The organism is Salegentibacter echinorum, assembly GCF_900129445.1.
Classification (GTDB): Bacteria; Bacteroidota; Bacteroidia; order Flavobacteriales; family Flavobacteriaceae; genus Salegentibacter; species Salegentibacter echinorum.
In genome coordinates this window covers 75,804-94,905 of the sequence record NZ_FQVT01000004.1, presented here as the reverse complement: position 1 = coordinate 94,905, position 19,102 = coordinate 75,804, and the positions used below count along the sequence as shown (strand labels likewise).

General features: G+C 39.1%; 19 protein-coding genes. 3 read left to right on the top strand and 16 right to left on the bottom strand.

Annotation, left to right across the window (positions count from 1 at the left end):
* Window positions 1-53: 53 nt before the first annotated feature.
* The 14 genes from BUA71_RS08290 to BUA71_RS08225 form a co-directional block, all read right to left on the bottom strand.
* The gene (locus BUA71_RS08290) at window positions 54-1,115 is read right to left on the bottom strand and encodes an NAD(P)/FAD-dependent oxidoreductase (protein ID WP_072878593.1); all 1,062 of its coding nucleotides are present in this window, start codon (window positions 1,113-1,115) and stop codon (window positions 54-56) included.
* Window positions 1,108-1,701: a precorrin-2 dehydrogenase/sirohydrochlorin ferrochelatase family protein gene (locus BUA71_RS08285; protein WP_072878592.1), complete on the bottom strand. Its 594-nt coding sequence runs from the start codon at window positions 1,699-1,701 to the stop codon at window positions 1,108-1,110. Before BUA71_RS08285 ends, BUA71_RS08290 begins: the two co-directional genes overlap by 8 nt.
* Window positions 1,702-1,710: 9 nt before the next feature.
* Window positions 1,711-2,523: a uroporphyrinogen-III C-methyltransferase gene (gene cobA / locus BUA71_RS08280; RefSeq protein ID WP_245812556.1), complete on the bottom strand. Its 813-nt coding sequence runs from the start codon at window positions 2,521-2,523 to the stop codon at window positions 1,711-1,713.
* Window positions 2,489-4,582, bottom strand: coding sequence for a HEPN domain-containing protein (locus BUA71_RS08275; RefSeq protein WP_072878590.1), 2,094 nt, complete (start codon window positions 4,580-4,582; stop codon window positions 2,489-2,491). The genes cobA and BUA71_RS08275 overlap by 35 nt, the downstream gene beginning before the upstream one ends.
* A gap of 153 nt (window positions 4,583-4,735) precedes the next feature.
* Window positions 4,736-5,980: a sulfate adenylyltransferase subunit 1 gene (locus tag BUA71_RS08270; protein ID WP_072878588.1), complete on the bottom strand. Its 1,245-nt coding sequence runs from the start codon at window positions 5,978-5,980 to the stop codon at window positions 4,736-4,738.
* Between the two features lie 12 nt (window positions 5,981-5,992).
* Window positions 5,993-6,892, bottom strand: a complete 900-nt coding sequence (gene cysD, locus BUA71_RS08265; RefSeq protein WP_072878587.1) for a sulfate adenylyltransferase subunit CysD — start codon at window positions 6,890-6,892, stop codon at window positions 5,993-5,995.
* Between the two features lie 11 nt (window positions 6,893-6,903).
* Window positions 6,904-7,533, bottom strand: coding sequence for a phosphoadenosine phosphosulfate reductase domain-containing protein (locus tag BUA71_RS08260; RefSeq protein WP_072878585.1), 630 nt, complete (start codon window positions 7,531-7,533; stop codon window positions 6,904-6,906).
* Between the two features lie 28 nt (window positions 7,534-7,561).
* Window positions 7,562-7,810 carry a DUF2061 domain-containing protein gene (locus tag BUA71_RS08255; RefSeq protein WP_072878583.1) on the bottom strand — a complete coding sequence of 83 codons (249 nt, stop codon included), beginning with the start codon at window positions 7,808-7,810 and terminating at the stop codon, window positions 7,562-7,564.
* A 126-nt stretch (window positions 7,811-7,936) separates the two neighbouring features.
* A complete protein-coding gene (locus BUA71_RS08250; protein WP_072878581.1) occupies window positions 7,937-8,353 on the bottom strand; it encodes an RrF2 family transcriptional regulator in 417 nt (138 codons plus the stop codon).
* 93 nt (window positions 8,354-8,446) lie between these two features.
* Window positions 8,447-9,610: a trans-sulfuration enzyme family protein gene (locus BUA71_RS08245; RefSeq protein ID WP_072878579.1), complete on the bottom strand. Its 1,164-nt coding sequence runs from the start codon at window positions 9,608-9,610 to the stop codon at window positions 8,447-8,449.
* Window positions 9,611-9,624: 14 nt separating this feature from the next.
* Complete coding sequence (locus BUA71_RS08240) at window positions 9,625-10,695, bottom strand: homoserine dehydrogenase family protein (protein ID WP_072878577.1); 1,071 nt, start codon at window positions 10,693-10,695, stop codon at window positions 9,625-9,627.
* Window positions 10,696-10,839: 144 nt separating this feature from the next.
* Window positions 10,840-11,880 carry an alpha/beta fold hydrolase gene (locus BUA71_RS08235; protein WP_072878573.1) on the bottom strand — a complete coding sequence of 347 codons (1,041 nt, stop codon included), beginning with the start codon at window positions 11,878-11,880 and terminating at the stop codon, window positions 10,840-10,842.
* Window positions 11,881-12,006: 126 nt separating this feature from the next.
* Window positions 12,007-12,465, bottom strand: a complete 459-nt coding sequence (locus BUA71_RS08230) for an OsmC family protein (protein ID WP_072878571.1) — start codon at window positions 12,463-12,465, stop codon at window positions 12,007-12,009.
* 4 nt (window positions 12,466-12,469) lie between these two features.
* Window positions 12,470-13,762 (bottom strand): O-acetylhomoserine aminocarboxypropyltransferase/cysteine synthase family protein, encoded by a 1,293-nt coding sequence (locus tag BUA71_RS08225; protein WP_072878569.1) that lies wholly within the window; start codon window positions 13,760-13,762, stop codon window positions 12,470-12,472.
* Between the two features lie 942 nt (window positions 13,763-14,704).
* On the opposite strand from BUA71_RS08225, the gene metK reads away from it, so the two are divergent.
* The 3 genes from metK (at window position 14,705) to BUA71_RS08210 (ending at window position 16,909) form a co-directional block, all read left to right on the top strand.
* Window positions 14,705-15,961: a methionine adenosyltransferase gene (gene metK, locus BUA71_RS08220; RefSeq protein WP_072878567.1), complete on the top strand. Its 1,257-nt coding sequence runs from the start codon at window positions 14,705-14,707 to the stop codon at window positions 15,959-15,961.
* 53 nt (window positions 15,962-16,014) lie between these two features.
* Complete coding sequence (locus tag BUA71_RS08215) at window positions 16,015-16,239, top strand: putative signal transducing protein (RefSeq protein ID WP_072878564.1); 225 nt, start codon at window positions 16,015-16,017, stop codon at window positions 16,237-16,239.
* A 190-nt stretch (window positions 16,240-16,429) separates the two neighbouring features.
* The gene (locus BUA71_RS08210) at window positions 16,430-16,909 is read left to right on the top strand and encodes a regulatory protein RecX (RefSeq protein WP_072878563.1); all 480 of its coding nucleotides are present in this window, start codon (window positions 16,430-16,432) and stop codon (window positions 16,907-16,909) included.
* Window positions 16,910-17,171: 262 nt separating this feature from the next.
* On the opposite strand, the gene BUA71_RS08205 is transcribed toward BUA71_RS08210, so the two are convergent.
* Window positions 17,172-18,056 (bottom strand): cupin-like domain-containing protein, encoded by an 885-nt coding sequence (locus BUA71_RS08205; protein WP_072878562.1) that lies wholly within the window; start codon window positions 18,054-18,056, stop codon window positions 17,172-17,174.
* 2 nt (window positions 18,057-18,058) lie between these two features.
* Window positions 18,059-18,925: a cupin-like domain-containing protein gene (locus tag BUA71_RS08200; protein ID WP_072878560.1), complete on the bottom strand. Its 867-nt coding sequence runs from the start codon at window positions 18,923-18,925 to the stop codon at window positions 18,059-18,061.
* Between the last annotated feature and the right edge of the window lie 177 nt (window positions 18,926-19,102).

Below are 19,102 nucleotides of genomic sequence, written 5' to 3'. Positions count from 1 at the left end.
AATTAATTCCCCCTTCGGAGCCTGTCCCGAATTTACTTCGGGAGGCCAGGGGCCTATCCAATACTCTGCACCACTTCTTTTTTGGCTTCTTTTTTAGAGCCGTCAAATCCGGTTACGCCACCCACGGTGGTATATTTAAGTACATATTTTTTATCTGGAAAAATTCGCTGATAAGCACTTTGGCACATAATCGCAGCTTCATGGAAACCGGAAAGGATAAGTTTAAGTTTTCCTTTATACGTGTTTACATCCCCAATGGCATAAACTCCCGGGATATTAGTTTGGTAATCGTAAGAATTATCAACTTTTATGGCATTCTTTTCAATCTCCAGCCCCCAACTTCCCAGCGGACCAAGCTTAGGAGAAAGTCCGAAGAGCGGGATAAAATCATCTATTTCACGAAACTCTTCCCCACGTGCTTCATCTTTATGCCTAATTACTACTTGCTCCAGTTTATCCTCCCCTCTTAAACCAACCACCTCGGCATTGGTAATCATTTCTATTTTCCCAAGTTTAGACAGTTCAGAAACCTGTTCTACAGAATCCAATGCACCGCGAAACTCTGCCCTGCGGTGTACCAGGGCAACCTCTGCAGCAACATCGGCCAGGTAAATCGCCCAATCTAAGGCCGAATCCCCGCCACCGGCAATCACTACTTTTTTATCGCGGTAAACTTCCGGGTCTTTTATAAAATAAGACACGCCTTTGTCTTCAAAATCGGTGATATTTGAAATTGGGGGTTTTCTGGGTTCAAAAGAACCTAAACCTCCTGCAATGGCCACTACTTTAGAGTGATGTTGGGTTCCTTTATTGGTGGTCACGATAAAAGTACCATCATCTAATTTTTCTAAAGTTTCGGCGCGTTCACCCAAAGTAAATCCCGGTTCAAAAGGCTTTATCTGTTCCATAAGGTTTCCTACCAAATCCCCCGCCAGAATTTCGGGAAAAGCGGGAATATCGTAAATTGGTTTTTTGGGATAAATTTCAGAACATTGTCCGCCCGGCTGTGGCAGGGCGTCTATCAAATGAGTTTTTAATTTTAGTAAACCCGCTTCAAAAACGGTAAATAATCCGGTTGGACCGGCTCCTATTATTAGAATATCAGTTTTAATCATCACGCTTATTTTTAACTTTTAAAGTTTCGGTTATATTATTCATTTGTTCTACTTTGGCTTCAAAATCGCCTTTTATGGTACTTCGGTATTCATTGAGGTTTTCTACCATCTCGTTTACATTTTCCGGAATCACCTCCTCAAAAAACTGACGCAACCGTTTGGCTGCCGTTGGGGATTTTCCATTGGTAGAAATACCAATTTTCACATGCCCTTTATTTACAATCCCACCCATATAAAAATCACAAAGCTCTGGCGTATCTGCGATATTGGCCAGCAAATAACGCTTTTTAGCATGGCGGTGTACCTTTTTGTTCAGTTTAGCATCATTGGTGGCCGCAATGACAAAGTGTTTTTTCTTTAGATATTTCTTTTTATAACGACCTTTAACGAGTTTTGCGCCGTGCTTTTTTGCCAGTTCTTCGGTTTCCGGTAAAAAGTGTTTTGCTACAACTTCCACCTTCGCATTGGGGCTGGATTTAAACAAGAAATGAAGCTTTTCCTGTCCTACATTTCCGCCGCCAACTACCAGGATATTCAACTTGTTTACCTTTAAAAAAACCGGGTATAATTCGTTTCTATCTTCCATAAGCCACCCCTAGCCCCCAAAGGGGGAATTTATAATTACTGATTCCTGAATTGCGTTCTGCATTACCGCCTCTAATTTTCCGCTTTCCCGAACTACTTCGCCAATAACGATAATTGACGGCGCGGTAAGTTGTTTTTCAGCAACTACTTTTTCTATACTTTTAATCGTTCCAAAACCCGACTTCTCATTATCGGTAGTGCCATTTTGAATAATGCCTACCGGAATATTTTCCTTTCCGAAGTGGTTAAAAACCTTTACAATCTCTCCCAGTTTTCCCATTCCCATGAGGATTACCACCGTTGCGGTTGACTGTGCAGCCAGCTTAACATCATTAGACAATTTACGTCGTGAAGTAGTTCCCGTGATTACCCAGAAACTTTCTGAAACTCCTCGTTGCGTAAGCGGAATTCCAACATTTGCCGGTACTGCAATTGAAGAAGTAATCCCCGAGATTACTGCGGTTTCCAAACCTTTGCGTTTAGCAAAAGCTAACTCTTCAGAACCCCTTCCGAAGACAAAAGGATCACCACCTTTTAATCTTACCACGTGACCTCTTTCCAAAGCATATTTCACGATAAGTTTGTTGATCTCATCCTGGGAATACCTGTGTTTATCCTTTCGTTTTCCAACAAAAATATGCTCGGCTTGAGGCGCGTATTCTAGTAATTCGCGATTAATAAGCGCATCATAAAGCACCACTTTGGCATCTTTTAAAGTATTTAGTGCTTTAATCGTGATCAATTCCGGGTCTCCAGGCCCTGCGCCTACTACGCTTAATTTTGGAATATTAAGCATCCTGTACCTCCTTTGTTCTATAAGCATCTACCCTTTTCAAAAATAAATGCGCGTCTTCTAAATATTTGTTTGCGAAAGTTTCGCCGGGTTCATTTTCGTTCATTTGATAAGCAAATTCTTTAAAGGAAGTTGATAATTCTATTTTACCGGTTTGCACAAATAACTCGTCGAACTGAGAAATGATTCCGGCCTGTGTATTGGTCTTTACATCTTCGGCCAACAATAAAGCCTTGGCTGAATTCACAATAGAAGTGTAGGAATGGTAAATACTGTCTGCCCAGGATTTTCTTTGCAAGGCTGTTTTGGCATTATCTATCTTTTCTTCACTTTCAAAAAGCAATGTTGCGATAAGATCTATTACCACACCGGCACATTCGCCAACCCCAATAGCTTTTATATAAGGCGCATCGTGTCCCCAGTCTATAAATTCATCCTGACTTAACTTAGAAGTATCGGACAGGTCCTTTAATAAATCGTAAAAATAAGTTTTGCCCTGTCTTTCGTAATATTCGGTAAAACGTTCACCTTCTCCAGACTCCTTTTCAAAATCGTTAAGCAATCTCCTAAACGCATGGGGGCCACGTTTACTGGGTATTTTTATTACTTTGTCGGCAAAGCGTCCTTTTCCGTCTCCAAATTGTCCGCCACCCAACAAGACTTGAAGTGCAGGCGCCACGCTCTTGCCCGATTTCACTGTCATTCCCTGAAAACCAATTTCGGCCATATTATGCTGGCCACAGGCATTCATACAACCGCTTATTTTTATGGTAATGTCCCGTCCATTTACAAAATGCGGATATTCCTCTTTTAAGAGATCTTCTAAAACAGCGGCAATCCCGGTGCTACTTGCAATTCCCAAATTACAGGTATCGGTACCCGGGCAGGCGGTAATATCTACGGTTTTATTATAACCGGCTTCTGCAAATCCCAGTTTTTTAAGCTCGGTATAAAAAAAAGGCAGAAATTCTTCCCGCACATGGCGCAAGAGAATATCCTGGCGCAGGGTAAACCGCATCTCATTCCCTGCATATTTTTTAATTAAATCGGCCAACTTTCTAGCTTCGGGGGTGTAAAAATCGCCCAGGGAAACCCTAATTCCAATAGCAAACAAGCCTTGCTGTTTTTGCGGAATTACATTAGTGCTTTTCCAGGTTTTAAATGCTTCGTCGTCATCTATTTTCACTGCGGGTACCGTCACATCCTGCAGAGGCGGTGCAGCTTCATATTTTTCGGTTTCAAATTTTGGCACTACCCCCGAAAGGGCTGTTTTCTGCTCTTCCACCAATTTCATAAAAGCATCTTTCCCAATTTCTTTGATAAGGAATTTCATTCTTGCTTTCATACGCTTAGAACGTTCTCCATAACGATCAAAAACCCTTATTACCCCTTCTATTAATTCAATTATTTTTTTGGCTTCTATAAAATCATAAAGCTCATCGGCGTGTCTTGGTTGCGAGCCGAGTCCGCCACCCAAAACCACTTTAAAGCCGCGTTTTCCATCTTTTAGCTTAGCAATAAAACCTAAATCGTGAATATAACTTAGCGCTGTATCCTCTTCAGAAGAAGAAAAGGAAATTTTAAATTTCCTGCCCATTTCCTGGCAAATGGGATTTCTTAGAAAAAACTGAAAAGTAGCCCGGGCATAGGCCGAAACATCAAATGGTTCGTTCACATCTATCCCAGCGGTAGGAGAAGCGGTTACATTTCTTACCGTGTTGCCGCAGGCTTCCCTTATTGTCACATCGTCTTTAGCAAGTTCTTCCCACAGTTGCGGGGTTCGTTCCAAACTCACGTGATGTATTTGAATATCCTGGCGGGTGGTAATGTGCAACCGTCCCCGCGAATACTCATCAGATACATTGCATATTTTATGAAGCTGCTCTGAAGTTACCCTTCCAAACGGCAATTTTATGCGCACCATTTGCACCCCGGCCTGGCGTTGACCGTAAACGCCTCGTGCCAACCGTAGGCTCTTAAATTTGTCGTCGCTTTCTTTTCCTTCTTTAAAAGCTCTAATCCTTTTTTCCAGTTCCAGGATTTCTTCTTCTACAATTGGGTTTTCCAATTCAGTTCTAAAGCTTTGCATAATATTTATGATTTAAAAAAAAGCCCTTTTTAGAAATTTCTTAAAAGGGCTTTTATAATTGAATTTATAAAATGGACTTTTAAGTGTTAGATAAATAACACATACGCATGTAAGACAAAATGTTCATCATTATTATTTTCATTTTTATCTAAACTATTTAATAAAACCTACTCCGGCAGTGGTGTTGGTTTGGGTATCTACTAAAATAAATCTTCCGTTGGCGCGATTTGAATTATAACTATCAGCAAAAATACATTTGCTTAATTTTAGCCTTACATTGCCAATATCATTCAATTTAAGATTAGGTTCCTGGCTTACTACTTCTGGATTTGTATTTACATTTCCTTCAACCTTATCAATCTTTGCAAGAACGCTATTAGTATTGTGCTGTATTACATATTTTGCACCTGGGATTAGCGGTTTGTTATCCATCCAGCAAACGGTGGCATCCAGTAATTTCTTTTCATTGGGAACTTCTGAAGTTTTCACTAACATATCTCCCCTGGCGACATTAATATCGTCTGTAAGACTAATGGTTACCGAGCTTCCTGCAGGAGCTTCCTTAAAGGATTCGTTGAAGAAATGAATTTCTTTTATTGTAGATTTAGTCCCGGAAGGCAGTACAGTTACCTCATCACCAATATGAAAACTGTTTCCACTAATTTTCCCGGCGTAGCCTCGATAATCGTGAAATTCGTCGGTTTTTGGTCTAACTACTGTTTGCACCGGAAATCTTGCCTGGGTTTGCTCTACAAAATCTTCTGTTTTTAGATCTTCTAAATGTTCAAGAATGGTTTGACCATCGTACCATGACATCGCATTAGATTTTTCAGCAATATTTTCTCCCCATAATGCACTTACCGGTATGAAAGTAAGCTTCTGATCTTTAAAATCACTCCTGGCCTTCAATTCCTCAAAATCCTGAATAATGTTATTAAAAACCTCTTCGGAATAGTTAACAAGATCCATCTTGTTAATAGCCACAATCACCTCTTTAACCCTCAACAAATTATTGATATAAAAATGCCTATAGGTTTGTTCAATTACTCCCTTTCTCGCATCTATGAGAATAATAGAGGCTTGAGAGGTAGATGCTCCCGTCACCATGTTTCGGGTATATTCAATATGTCCCGGGGTATCTGCAATTATGTAGCTTTTTTTTGGGGTAGAAAAGTAAATATGGGCGACATCTATGGTAATTCCCTGCTCTCTTTCGGCTACCAGGCCATCTGTTGCCAAAGAGAAGTCTAAATAATCCAGACCATTCTTTTTGCTTAGCCTATCTATGGCTTCAATTTTATCTAAAGTTAATGATTTAGTATCGTAAAGCAGTCTTCCTATTAAAGTGCTTTTACCATCATCTACACTGCCTGCTGTTGCTATTTTTAAAACTTCCATATCAATTTTTTTTTAGAAATAACCTTGTTGTTTTCTGGTTTCCATTGCGGCTTCAGATCTTTTATCATCTATCCTGGCACCGCGTTCTGATATTGCTGAATCCCTTATCTCTTCAATTATTTTCTCGATGGAATCTGCATTGGATTCTACAGCAGCGGTACAACTAATATCCCCCACAGTTCGAAATCTCACCCTTTTGGTTTTTGTAATTTCATCTTCATCTTTATACACATATTTAGAAGCGGTCCATATCAATCCATCCCTTTCGAAAACCTCCCTATCATGGGCAAAATAAATTGAAGGTATCTCAATATTTTCCCGTTTTATGTACTCCCAAACATCTAATTCGGTCCAGTTTGAAATTGGAAACACCCTAACATTCTGTCCTATATCTATCTTTCCATTTAGCATATCAAAAACTTCCGGACGTTGATTCTTTTCATCCCACTCTCCAAAATCATTTCTTATGGAAAAAATTCGCTCTTTTGCCCTTGCCTTTTCCTCATCGCGGCGTGCTCCCCCAATGCAAGCATCAAACTTAAATTCGTCTATAGCATTTAATAGTGTATTGGTTTGAAGTAAATTCCTGCTGGAGTATTTTCCTTTTTCCTCCACAGAAATACCTCGATCTATATCATCCTGAACGCTGCGAACAATAAGTCGCAACCCCAGCTCTTCAACAAGCTGATCCCGAAACTTGATAGTTTCTGGAAAATTATGTCCCGTGTCTATATGCATAAGAGGAAAAGGAATTTTTGCCGGATAAAAAGCTTTTTGAGCCAACCTTACCAGGCTAATAGAATCTTTCCCTCCCGAAAATAATAAGACAGGATTGTCAAATTGTGCCACTACTTCCCGAAGGATATAAATCGCCTCGCTTTCAAGTGAATTTTGATTTAAAATTGAATTCATATATCTTTAATTTATGCGTGTAAACCACATTCTCTATTATCTAATACTTTGGTAGGATCAAAATATTTAAACTCGTTGGGTAAGCTGTACTGCTCCAGGTATTTATCCAATTTCTCATCACTCCAGTGATAAAATGGACTCACTTTTAAAATACCGTCTTTGCTATAGCTTAAAATATCTATGCTATCCCTAAAATTGGTCTGCCCCTTTCTTAGGTTGGTAAACCAAACATCGGGATCTTGTTGACGCATGGCACGTTGAAAAGGTTCTAGTTTTACCTGTCTCGTAAACTCTTCGTGTTGCGGATTATTAATATCTGGGATACCTCCAAATAGTGCATCCCGGTAGGCAGCCGTTTGCTTTGGGGTGTAAAGTTTTACATTTAAACCTAACTGATCAATCAACTGCCTGGCGTGTTTATAGGTTTGCGGGGTATTATAACCGGTGTCACACCAAATTACTTTTATAGCCTCATCTATTTCTGAAACCGCGTGCAGAAGTGCCGCTTCATAAGGTCTAAAATTTGTGGTTACCACTGGCTTTGCCGCATTAGATATCACCCACTGTACAATTTCTGCCGGAGTAATCCCTTTAAATTGCTGATTTAAAACCTTTAACTCTTTCTCGTTATATCGTTTCATTTTTCTAGTTTTCTTAAATGGATAATTTTTATTTTCCAAAAGGAATTAAATTCCAAACCCGCTCGTGCGCAAAATACAGGATCATTTTAGTCACCAATTCTACCGAACCAATGGCTAGCGCAGTTTCAATTTGCCCGGTAAGCACCCACGATATCACAACAGTATCTATAGTCCCTATAATTCTCCAACTCACCGTTTTTAAAATACTGCGCAGTGGTTTTTCTGAAGTGCGGTCCTTTTTATAAGTGCTTTTCGTTTTTAGGTGATCCAATATCATTATTATTCTATTTAATTCTATTAACCTATAGGTTTACTAGGAATTAGACTCAAAAGTAATTTTGTTTTTTTAGTACACCAATTAATTTTTAGGTTAATTTATAAATTTAACATCTTTCCCGCTGGCTTATTTTGTAGCAGCAACATCGGCTAAAGTGTTATCGCCCAGCACTTTTAAAGTACTATCTCTAACCTGCACCATCAACTTATTTACAGAGCAGGCTTTTTCATCGGGACAGTCGTCACACTTTTCATAGTAATTAAGACTCACACAAGGTACCATCGCTATTGGTCCTTCCAGCACCCTTATCACCGCTGTCATACCGATATCTTCGGGCTCTTGTATAAGATAATATCCTCCACCTTTTCCTTTTTTAGAGCCTAGAAATCCAGATTTTCTCAATTCTAATAAAATACTCTCCAAAAACTTTTGAGAAATATTCTCACTTTTAGCAATTTCTGAAGTCTGTACTGGTTTTCTATCTTTTTTCCTGGCAATAAACGCCAGGGCTTTAATTCCGTATTTAGTCTTTTTTGAAAGCATACAGCGAATATACTTAAAGTTTGACTTTTCAGCATTTTAAAATACATTCTCACCGCAATTATATCAAAACCGGGATCGCTACAATTCTCTCACTCAAATTAATTTTAAAGCCTGCTGTAAATCTGCAATAATATCATCTACGTGCTCCAGCCCTACCGAAACTCTCACTAAACCCGGTTTGATCCCGGCCTCCAACCTATCTTCTTCACTAAGCCTGCCGTGGGTTGTCGAAGCAGGATGCGTCACTATACTGCGGGTATCTCCCAGGTTAGCCGATCTCGAGCAAAGCTTTATCGCATTTATAAACTTTCTGCCTGCTTCAATTCCACCTTTAATTTCAAATGAAACCACATTCCCACCTTTTTTCATTTGTTTTTTAGCAATTTTATATTGTGGATGCGACTTTAAAAAAGGATATTTTATATTTTCAGCATTCGGTTCGGTTTCCAGAAACTCTGCAACTTTTAAAGCATTATCACAATGCTTGTCTAATCGCACCGGCAAAGTCTCCAGACTCTTGGATAAAACCCAGGCATTAAACGGCGACAAAGCCGGCCCGGTATTTCTTGAAAACAGGTAAATCTCCCTAATTAATTCTGCATTCCCCACGGTAACGCCGCCAAGCACCCTGCCCTGCCCATCGATTAATTTTGTAGCCGAATGAATCACTAAATCTGCACCAAATTTTATAGGATTTTGCAACCAAGGCGTAGCGAAACAATTATCTATAATCAAAATAAGTTGATGTTTTTTAGCAATTTCTCCCAGCCGCTCCAAATCCAATACATCTACCCCGGGATTCGTTGGGGTTTCAGCAAAAATAATCTTTGTTTTTGGCGTAATTAAGCTTTCAATCTTATCGACCTCATCTACCTTAAAATAGTCGTGTGAGATATTCCATTTAGGAAAAAACTTAGTAAACAAGCTATGGGTAGATCCAAAAATAGAACGTGCAGAAATGATATGATCATCACTATTTAAAAGAGCTGCCAGGGTAGAAAACACCGCACTCATTCCTGTAGCAAAAGCAAAACCGGCCTGCGCACCTTCCATCTTTGCCATCTTTTCAACAAATTCTGAAGTATTGGGATTTGTAAAGCGGCTGTAAATATTACGTTCTTTTTCTTCAGAAAATGAAGCCCTCATCTCTTCGGCATCCTCAAAAACATAGCTGGATGTTAAAAATAAGGGCGTAGAATGCTCCTGGAACTGGGTGCGTTCACTTTGTGTTCTTATGGCTTCGGTTTCAAAATGCATTGATTTTCTAAATTTTATAGTTGTTGTGCGATTTTCAATACATCACTTACCACGCCTCTTGCCGTCACAGCTGCGCCGGCGCCCGCTCCCTGGATTACCAGCGGCTGGTCACCATAAGATTCAGTATAAATTTCAAAAATATTATCGGCGCCTTTAATTTGTCCCAGTGCAGTATTCTTTGGCTCTGAAATTAATTTGGCTTCCAAAGCCGCCTTTTTCACTTCTATTTCGCCAATATAACGCAGCACGTGATCTGTATCCTGATCTTTTTTTCGCTGTTGGAATATTTCATCCAAATCCCCTAAATTCTCCTGAAATTCTTCTGCGGAAGTCTCCCCGTTTAAGTGCTCTGGAATAAGCGATTGGATCTCCACTTCTTCAAATTCTTTTTCCAGCTGAAGCTCCCGGGCCAAAATTAAAAGTTTTCTTCCCACATCATTTCCCGAAAGATCTTCCCGTGGGTCTGGCTCGGTGTAACCCAGCTTATCGGCTTTCTGCAGAACTTCAGAAAAACGCTCTTTATTGGTAGAAAAAGTATTGAAAATATAGCTTAAAGAACCAGAGAAAACCCCGCGTACTTTAGTGATTTTTTCTCCTGCCTGGTGCAATCCCTGTATAGTTTGTACAATAGGTAAACCGGCGCCAACATTTGTTTCATAAAGAAAATGTTTGCCGTGATACTCCAATTCTTTGCGTAATTTCTTATAAAAATCGGCCGATAATGTATTCGCCACTTTATTGGCAGCCACAAGGCTAAAGCCATTTTGCACCAACCGAATGTAGATCTCTACAAACTCTTTACTCGCTGTAGCATCTATAGCGATGAGATGCTCAAAATCATTTTCTTTGGTAAAGTCCAGGATATCTTCCAGTTTGTAAGCTTCGGCAGATTTTTTGAAATCCTTTTCCCAGTTTTCATTAATTCCTTCAGCTTTAAATAGAGCCTTCGTAGAATTTGCGATTACCGGGATATTTATAGAAGCTCCAAAATGTTCCTCCCATTGTTTTTTTGTGTCAAATAATTGCTCAATTAAGGTACTACCTACATTACCTATTCCAAACAAGATGATGTTTACTTTCTTCATTAATTTAAAATTTAACCCCAAATTTGGGAATTTGTAACAAAACTATTTACAGAAACCTGTTTAAACAACAACCTCGAACCAGGATACAAGGTATGCTTCCGGAAAAAATCTTATATTTCGAGGCCAGCCCCGGGGAATTAAACCCTAGGCTATTGCCCCGCGATTAAAACTTTTTGCTCCCAGCTTTAGACCGGATTCATTTGCTTTAGTATTGTTATTATTGTTTATAAAAATTGGCTTTAAAAACCTGGCCAGCTGCGAAGCTTCTATTAAAAAGGCATCGTGCCCGTGAATAGAACGTATTTCATGAATACTCACATTCTCTTTTATTAAAGATAAGTTTACATAAGTATCCCAGTTTTCATCTGCCAGGAAAAACCAGTCTGAATTTACAGTAACTATATGGATATCCCCTTCAATTTTCTTTGCAGTTTCCAGGTATTTCCCGCTGCCTTTGCTAATATCGATTGTCGTTAAAAGGTGGTTCATAAATTTGTAGGAAGCCAATTGAAAACGTTCTTCTAACTTATCCCCGTGATATTGTAACCAGCCTTCAACTTTATAGCAGGGCTTAACATCTTCCTTAGTCCTGTTAAATTTCTTACTTAACGACTGTGGGGTGCGATAAAAAGTCATTGCGTGCATCCTGGCATCTTTCACCGGCGTGGTAGAGTTATTTAAAATTTGCGCCTGCACCTGGCAATTAGCCAGAACCCAGTCTGTAGCCTTATAATCTGTCGCGATTGGGATAATATGAGTAGCAAGCTCTGGTTTTAAAGCAGCCAATTCCCAGGCCAGGGCACCGCCAATAGATCCACCAATAATAGCGAACAATTTTTCTATTTTAAGTTTTTCTAAAGCCAGGGCCTGTATCCTCGCAATATCACCTAAAGTAAATTCTTTGTAATTATCTATTAGATTCTCTTTTTTTCCGTTAAAACCATTTCCCGGAATATTAAAAGCCAGAATACTAAATTCTTTGGTATTAATGGCTTTTTTAGGCCCTACCAGGTTAGACCACCAACCGAGTTTCCCGGTAACCTGTGAGTTTCCGGTAAGAGCGTGGTTCACTAAAACCACCGGCGCATCATGGGGATCCCTTCCAAATTGCTGAAAACTTAAAGAGATATCCTGTACCGTTCCCGCAGCGTTTTTAAAGTTTGTAATATAGAGTTCCTGAAGCATTTTATTATTTTTTGGAAGTTGTTTTTAGCAGGCAATTAGTGTGATAATCGCCTGCTATAACAACCGGAAAAAAATCCTTTTCTTTTCCTATTTATTTTCACAAAACGAATAAGACCCGGCAAAGCTTTACGCTAATGCAGGTTCTTTTGGTTGGCGCCCAAGTTTAAGGGAGATTGGCGTTGCATTTAAAAGATTATCCTGAACAGGACATCTACTTTCAACAATCTCTATCCACTCATTTATCGCTTCACTGGAAGCGTTTGAAACGGGTTGCACATTAACCTCGATTTTCTGAAAACCGGCACGTTCTTTAGATCCCAAACCAAGGTATTTATCTGTATTTAAATCTCCCGATATCGAAATCTTTAATGATTCAATTTCAATATTGAGTTCTTTGGCAACTATCCCACCAACTATGTTTAGGCAACCCGCGAGGCCGGCTAGGATATACTCAACAGGACAGGGTGCATCCAGGTCTGCATTTTCCCGGTTTTCCCCAATTCTAATTTCAAAATTTTGTGCATTTACAACCAATTGCTCATTTGGCTTTGCATTTGCCGATATATTTATATTTGTAAGTCCCATTTTTTTAAACAGTTTTTAGATTTTTAATACTTTTAAATGCTTCTTTAAGATCATCTTTTAAATCTTCAATATCCTCCAGTCCCACAGAAAGCCTAACCAGATCCTGGGTTACGCCGGTAGATGCCTGTTGTTGTTCATCTAATTGTTGGTGGGTAGTACTGGCGGGATGGATTATTAGCGATTTGGTGTCACCAATATTGGCCAGTAAGGAAAAGATTTTAGTTTCATCGGCAACCGTTTTCGCCGACTCAAAGCCACCTTCCAGTCCAAAGGTTACAATCCCACTTTGGCCTTTAGGAAGATATTCCTGCGCCAGGCTATTGTATTTACTACTTTTTAAACCGGGGTAATTAACCCACTTCACCTGCTCCTGCTGTTCAAGCCATTCTGCCAGCTCCAGGGCGTTCTCACTGTGTTGTTTTACCCGTACACTTAAAGTTTCCAGCCCCTGTATAATTTGAAAAGCATTAAACGGACTTAAAGCTGCGCCGTGATCTCTTAAGCCTTCTACCCTCACTTTTGCAATAAAAGCTGCTTCTTTTAATGCATCGTGATATATCAGGCCGTGGTAACCGGGAGAGGGTTCGGTGAACTCCGGGAACTTGCCATTAGCCCAGTCGAAATTACCGGCGTCAATAATAGCTCCTCCCAGGGCAGTACCGTTTCCATTAATATACTTAGTAAGGGATTCTATAACAATATCTGCCCCGTGTTCTATTGGCTTCAATAATGCCGGGGTCGCTACGGTATTGTCAACAATAAAAGGTACTTTAAAGGCTTTGGCTTCCGCAGAAATCGCTTTAAGGTCTAGCACATCCAGCTTGGGGTTCCCAAGTGATTCTACGAAAAAAGCGCGGGTATTTTCCTTTGCAGCTTTTTTGAAATTCTCAGGATTTTCGGGGTTTACAAAAGTTGTAGTAATTCCAAACCTGGGCAGGGTTACATTAAGCAGGTTGTAAGTACCACCGTATAAACTGTTAGAAGCCACAATATGATCACCGGCTTTTAATAGCGTTAACAATGTGGTATTTATGGCAGCCATTCCCGAGGCAGTAACTACTGCACCTATTCCTTTTTCTAAAGCTGCGAGACGTTGTTCTAAAATATCGTTGGTAGGATTGTTTAAGCGCGTGTAAATATAACCGGGCTCGGCCAGGGAAAACACATTTGCGGCGTGATCGGCATTCTTAAAAACATAAGAAGTGGTGAGGTATAATGGTACCGCACGGGTGCCGGCGTGGGCGTTAAAATCGTGACCGGCGTGAAGGGCATCTGTTGAAAAATTTGGCTTACTCATAATTTCTATTTTTTTTAAGTTTTGCTTCTATTTTAAAGAAGCTTGATTCTTTTTTTTTGATTTCCGCATTTGCGAAAGTGAAAATTTGCTAAATAAAAAAGTCCCCTTAAGTAGCTATTACCAAGGGGACTTAAAATCAAACTCTAAACAAAGTAAGTTAGATCCTGTTTTGGCAATAGCGCGTCATTTGCATACACATCATCATAGTGTTGCGCATCATCATATTTTGCATTGCCATTATATTTTTCATTTTTTAATTTTTAATTTTTAATTTTTAAATCTTACTCGATTTTATTTCACTTTAGATTTTCTCTATAAAAATCTACTTTTAACTTTTACTCATAAAAAAACCGCTGCGGTAGGCAGCGGCTTTTTGCAATTTATATCGTTTCAGGATTAAGCAATAGAGCGCGCTGCGGAAGTCATCCACATCATCATTCGCATCATATTGTTAATTACCTGGTACATTTTTCGTTTTGTTTGACACAAAGATAAGGGTAGATTTTTTTAATATCCAAACCGGAAGTGCATTTTTACGAATAATTTTATTTGAAATCATTTTATTTGCATTTTAATACTCAAACAGCCTTCTTAATGAGAATTATGTATTCTTTGCAGCTTCATATTCTTCAGCTTACTAACAACAGGCTTTAATTTTTGTCCAACAGCTATAAAAAACCTGGTCGCATTTTGAATCTAATCCCAACTATCTCTCTAGAGAAGCTAGCCAACCTTATCAAAATAAAAAATAACGTTAAAGCAAGTTTGGGTTCTGCTTATTTTCATACATTTGCAAATGAATTATTTAAGGGAAGGATTTGACTGATTGCAACCCTGAAATATGCATAAATGCGTATTAAAAATGCTAAAGCAGTAATAACTTCAGCTTTGCTTTTCCCGTCAAATTCAGCCCGTATTTTTAAATCAATTATAATTTAAAATATGGCTTACTTATTTACTTCAGAAAGTGTTTCTGAAGGACACCCAGATAAAATCGCCGATCAAATAAGCGATACACTACTCGATAATTTTCTTGCGTTTGACACTAACTCTAAAGTTGCCTGTGAAACCCTTGTAACTACCGGCCAGGTAGTACTTGCCGGGGAGGTGCGTAGTGACACCTATATAGATGTACAACACATTGCCCGCGAGGTAATAAATGACATAGGCTACACTAAAGGAGCTTATAAATTTAGTGGGGATTCCTGTGGCGTGATCTCTTTAATCCACGAACAATCTGATGATATTTACCAGGGAGTAGATAAAAAGGAGAAACAGGAACAGGGAGCCGGCGACCAGGGCATGATGTTTGGCTACGCCACTAATGAGACCGAAAACTATATGCCCCTGGCTTTAGATATTTCTCACAAGATTTTAATAGAATTGGCCAAATTGAGACGGGAAGGTAAAGAAATCCCTTATCTAAGACCAGACTCTAAAAGCCAGGTAACCATTGAATACAGCGATGAAAATGTACCGCAAAAGATCGTAGCCATTGTTGTCTCTACCCAGCATGACGAATTTGATGAGGATGATGAGGTTATGCTGAAACAAATTAGAAAAGACGTTGAAGAGATTCTTATTCCTCGGGTTAAAGATCAATTCCCGGAATACGTTCAGAAATTATTTAATGACGATATCACTTTTCATATCAACCCAACCGGAAAATTTGTAATTGGCGGCCCCCATGGGGACGCGGGGCTTACGGGAAGAAAAATTATTGTTGATACCTACGGCGGAAAAGGCGCCCACGGCGGAGGAGCTTTCTCTGGAAAAGACCCAAGTAAAGTAGATAGATCTGCCGCTTATGCCTCCAGGCATATTGCAAAAAACCTTGTAGCTGCAGGACTTGCCGATGAGGTACTGGTGCAGGTTTCTTATGCGATTGGCGTGGTAGAACCCACTTCAATTTCAGTGGAAACCAACGGCACTTCTAACGTAAAACTGAAAGACGGAGAGATCGCCAAAAAGGTTACCGAAATCTTTGATATGCGCCCCGCTGCGATTGAGGAACGCTTAAAACTTAGGAATCCTATCTACCGTGAGACAGCGGCATATGGCCATATGGGTAAAGACCCGAGAACTGTTACAAAGATTTTTAAAAGCCCTTACTCTGGGGAAGTTAAAAAGGAAGTGGAATTATTTACCTGGGAAAAACTGGATTACGTAGATAAAATAAAAGAGGTTTTTGAGTTGTAAAATTTAAAGACACTTTACGTTGACACAAATATTCCTGTTAAACCCTTAATGAAATGAGCGGATCAAACAATTACATCAACTTTTATTCTGGAACCGAAATCGAGGTACTCCGAATAAAAGACCTTTTGGAGGGAGAAGAAATTCCATCCATTATTCAGAATGATTTCCAGTCGGGGAATATTGGCGGGTTCATTGGAGGAACTCCAAGCACAATACGTCTAAAAGTAAGGGAATCTGATGTGAACAAGGCTAACACTTTATTAAAAAACCTGGGATAATAGCAGATTAGGAAAGGTAAAAAAACACTGAGAGAGCTATCGATGAAATAAACACGCTAAATCAGTTTCCCATAGAAAGTTTGTGTTCGCTGCTTACAGGGTATTATGGTTCTGCGTGCAATCAAGCCCGCAAGTTTTCACTATTTTTAGACGACACGTTGGCAAACTTGTGTTATAATCAAATTTAGCTTTGAAGGAAAACCAAAAATCTTATAGTGTAAAAGAAGCTACTGTAAAATTAATGCAATATTGCGCTTACAGGGATAGATGCCACAAAGAAGTTGAAGAAAAGCTAACCGAACTGCGTATGATTCCCGCAGCTAAGGAGCAAATTATCATTCAGCTCATGCAGGAAGATTTTTTAAATGAAGAGCGTTTTGCCCGAAGCTTTGTGCGAGGAAAGTTCAGGATAAAAAAATGGGGAAAAATAAAGATTACACAAGAGCTTAAATCTAAGGAGGTTTCCGCGCCTATTATTAAGTTAGGTCTTACTGAAATTGATAAGCAAAAATATATTGCAACGCTTTATGATATTGCCGAAAAGAAATTGGAACAGCTTAAAGAACCGAACCCCTACAAGAAAAAGCGCAAATTAATAGAATTCCTGCTGCGCCGGGGTTATGAAAGCGCATTGGTTTATGATGTTGTAAATGAGGTTTTAAAATCATAGCTTTATAGAACCATATTCATTGTTACGAAGACTCCACGACACTAAAAAATACCAAAGCAACTTGGTACATCTTTGAGCTTTCCTCTCATGGCATTAAACAAGTCTGGCATTTACTAATAATAAAAAAATTCGTGTATTAGTGGCAACTTTTTTACGCTTCCAACTTCCATCCTCGCCCATTGGGATACAAAGAAAGTTTTTAGTTTAATGTTCTATATTTTAAAACTATAAATCCTAACGCCAAAAGGGCTTTATCTCTAAGTTAAACCTGAATATTATTCTTTTTATGTGTGGCTTTTACAGCCCGCTCATTTTTATAATCTATCCACTTTTGTCCTTTCCATTTACGCATAAAATTATCGAAATTGCGCATCACCACCAGGTTATAAACTGCTTTGGAAAAATTGGTGAGATTACGCGGCGTTGCCCTAAGGCTCATTGAAAACCCCGGCGTTAGGTAGGTCATTTGGTGCCAATAACCTTCTGGCATATACAGCGCTTCTCCGTGATTAAGCTCGGTTATAAAACCTTTTGCATTTTTTAGTGCCGGAAATTTTTCAAAATCGGGGTTATTAAAATCGATGTCTTCGCGGGAAATTAACGCGTGCGGCACTTTGTATAAGTATTTACTTTCTGAAGGCGGATAAATAATACATTGCTTTTTTCCGTGGAAATGAAAGTGCATAATATTGGCATAATCGATATCGTAATGCATAAAGACTTTCGCATTTTCACCTCCAAAGAATAAGGTTGGTAGTTGTTTTAAAAACCGGATCCCGAGATCTGGAAAGTCAAAATCCTTCTGTAATTCTGGAACTTCTTTTAGTAAATGATAGAGGAATATACGATAATTGGTAGGACCAGCTTCCAGCAAATCTATGTACTGGGCCATCTTCATTTTAGTGTGTGGTTCGTTAAACTTTTGCTTTGAAGTAATAGGCCTGTCGTCATAAAGAGGCACCACTTTATCTCCAGCAAGTTTTTTTATATAATCCAAATCCCACTTTTGCGTAGCCGGCCAATCATCTACCAAATGCTTTATCACAACCGGCTTTTGTGGCTTCACATAATTCTCCTTAAAATCTTCTTTCGAGATATTCTCCAACCTTGGAATTGGCGCCAATTGTAATTTATTCTTCGTTTTCATGATTAAATTCCCGCATTTTTATGTGTGTCTCTCACCGCTTTTTCGTTTTTATAATCTATCCAGTCCTGTCCCTTTATTTTTCGCATTAAATTGTCATAGTTACGTGTAAGCAAAAGGTTTTTGAGCACCTCGACTATCCTTCCCGGCTTTTTTGGTAACGATCTTAAAGTCATGGACAGGCTGGCTGACTCATATTTTATGTAATGCCACCATTTACTGGGGATGTAGAGTGCTTCTCCGTGTCCCAGATAGGTTTCAAACCCCCGGGCTTTTGCCAGTGCCGGATATTTTTCGAAATTAGGATTATCCATATTTATAACTTCCATACTCACAATAGAATGAGGAACGTGATATAAATATTTTGTTTGGGAAGGTGGATATAAAATCACCCGCTTTTTGCCAACAAAATTAAAGTGAAAGTTGTTGGCCAGGTCCATATCATAATGCATCACCACACTACTGCCCTCACCGCCAACAAATAAAACCGGAAGTTTTTTAAAGAATTTCACGCCCAAATCTGGATATTCAAAATCGTTAATTAATTCGGGGCAGTTTTGAAGCAAGTTAAAGAAGAACATTCTTAAATCTGTAGGGCCTTTTTCTAGCATATCAATATACTCTTTCATAGGCACCTTCATCACAGGACCATGGGAGTTTTCGTTTGCTTTGGCAGGTTTTCCGTCGTAGAGTGGGACTACCACCTCACCCGCTTTTTCTCCAAAGTAATCAAAATCCCATTTTTGAACCGCAGGCCAATCTTTGGAAAGATTTTCAAAAACCACTGGTTTTTCGGGGATAAAATAGTCTTCCTGGAACGCTTCCTTTGAAAGGCTCTTTACTCGTGGAATATCCTCTAATACTAATTTCAAAATTATAGGAATTTAAATAAAAACGGTAAAAACATTTCAACATTTTAAAGACTTCCCGGAACTATCCTGCTATTAAGAAACTCTTTAATTATTTCGGTTATACTGAAAGTTATTACCAACAAATCTTTATCTTCAAAATTAATGAAAACTAGACGGTAAAGGGAAGTTTTACCGCGA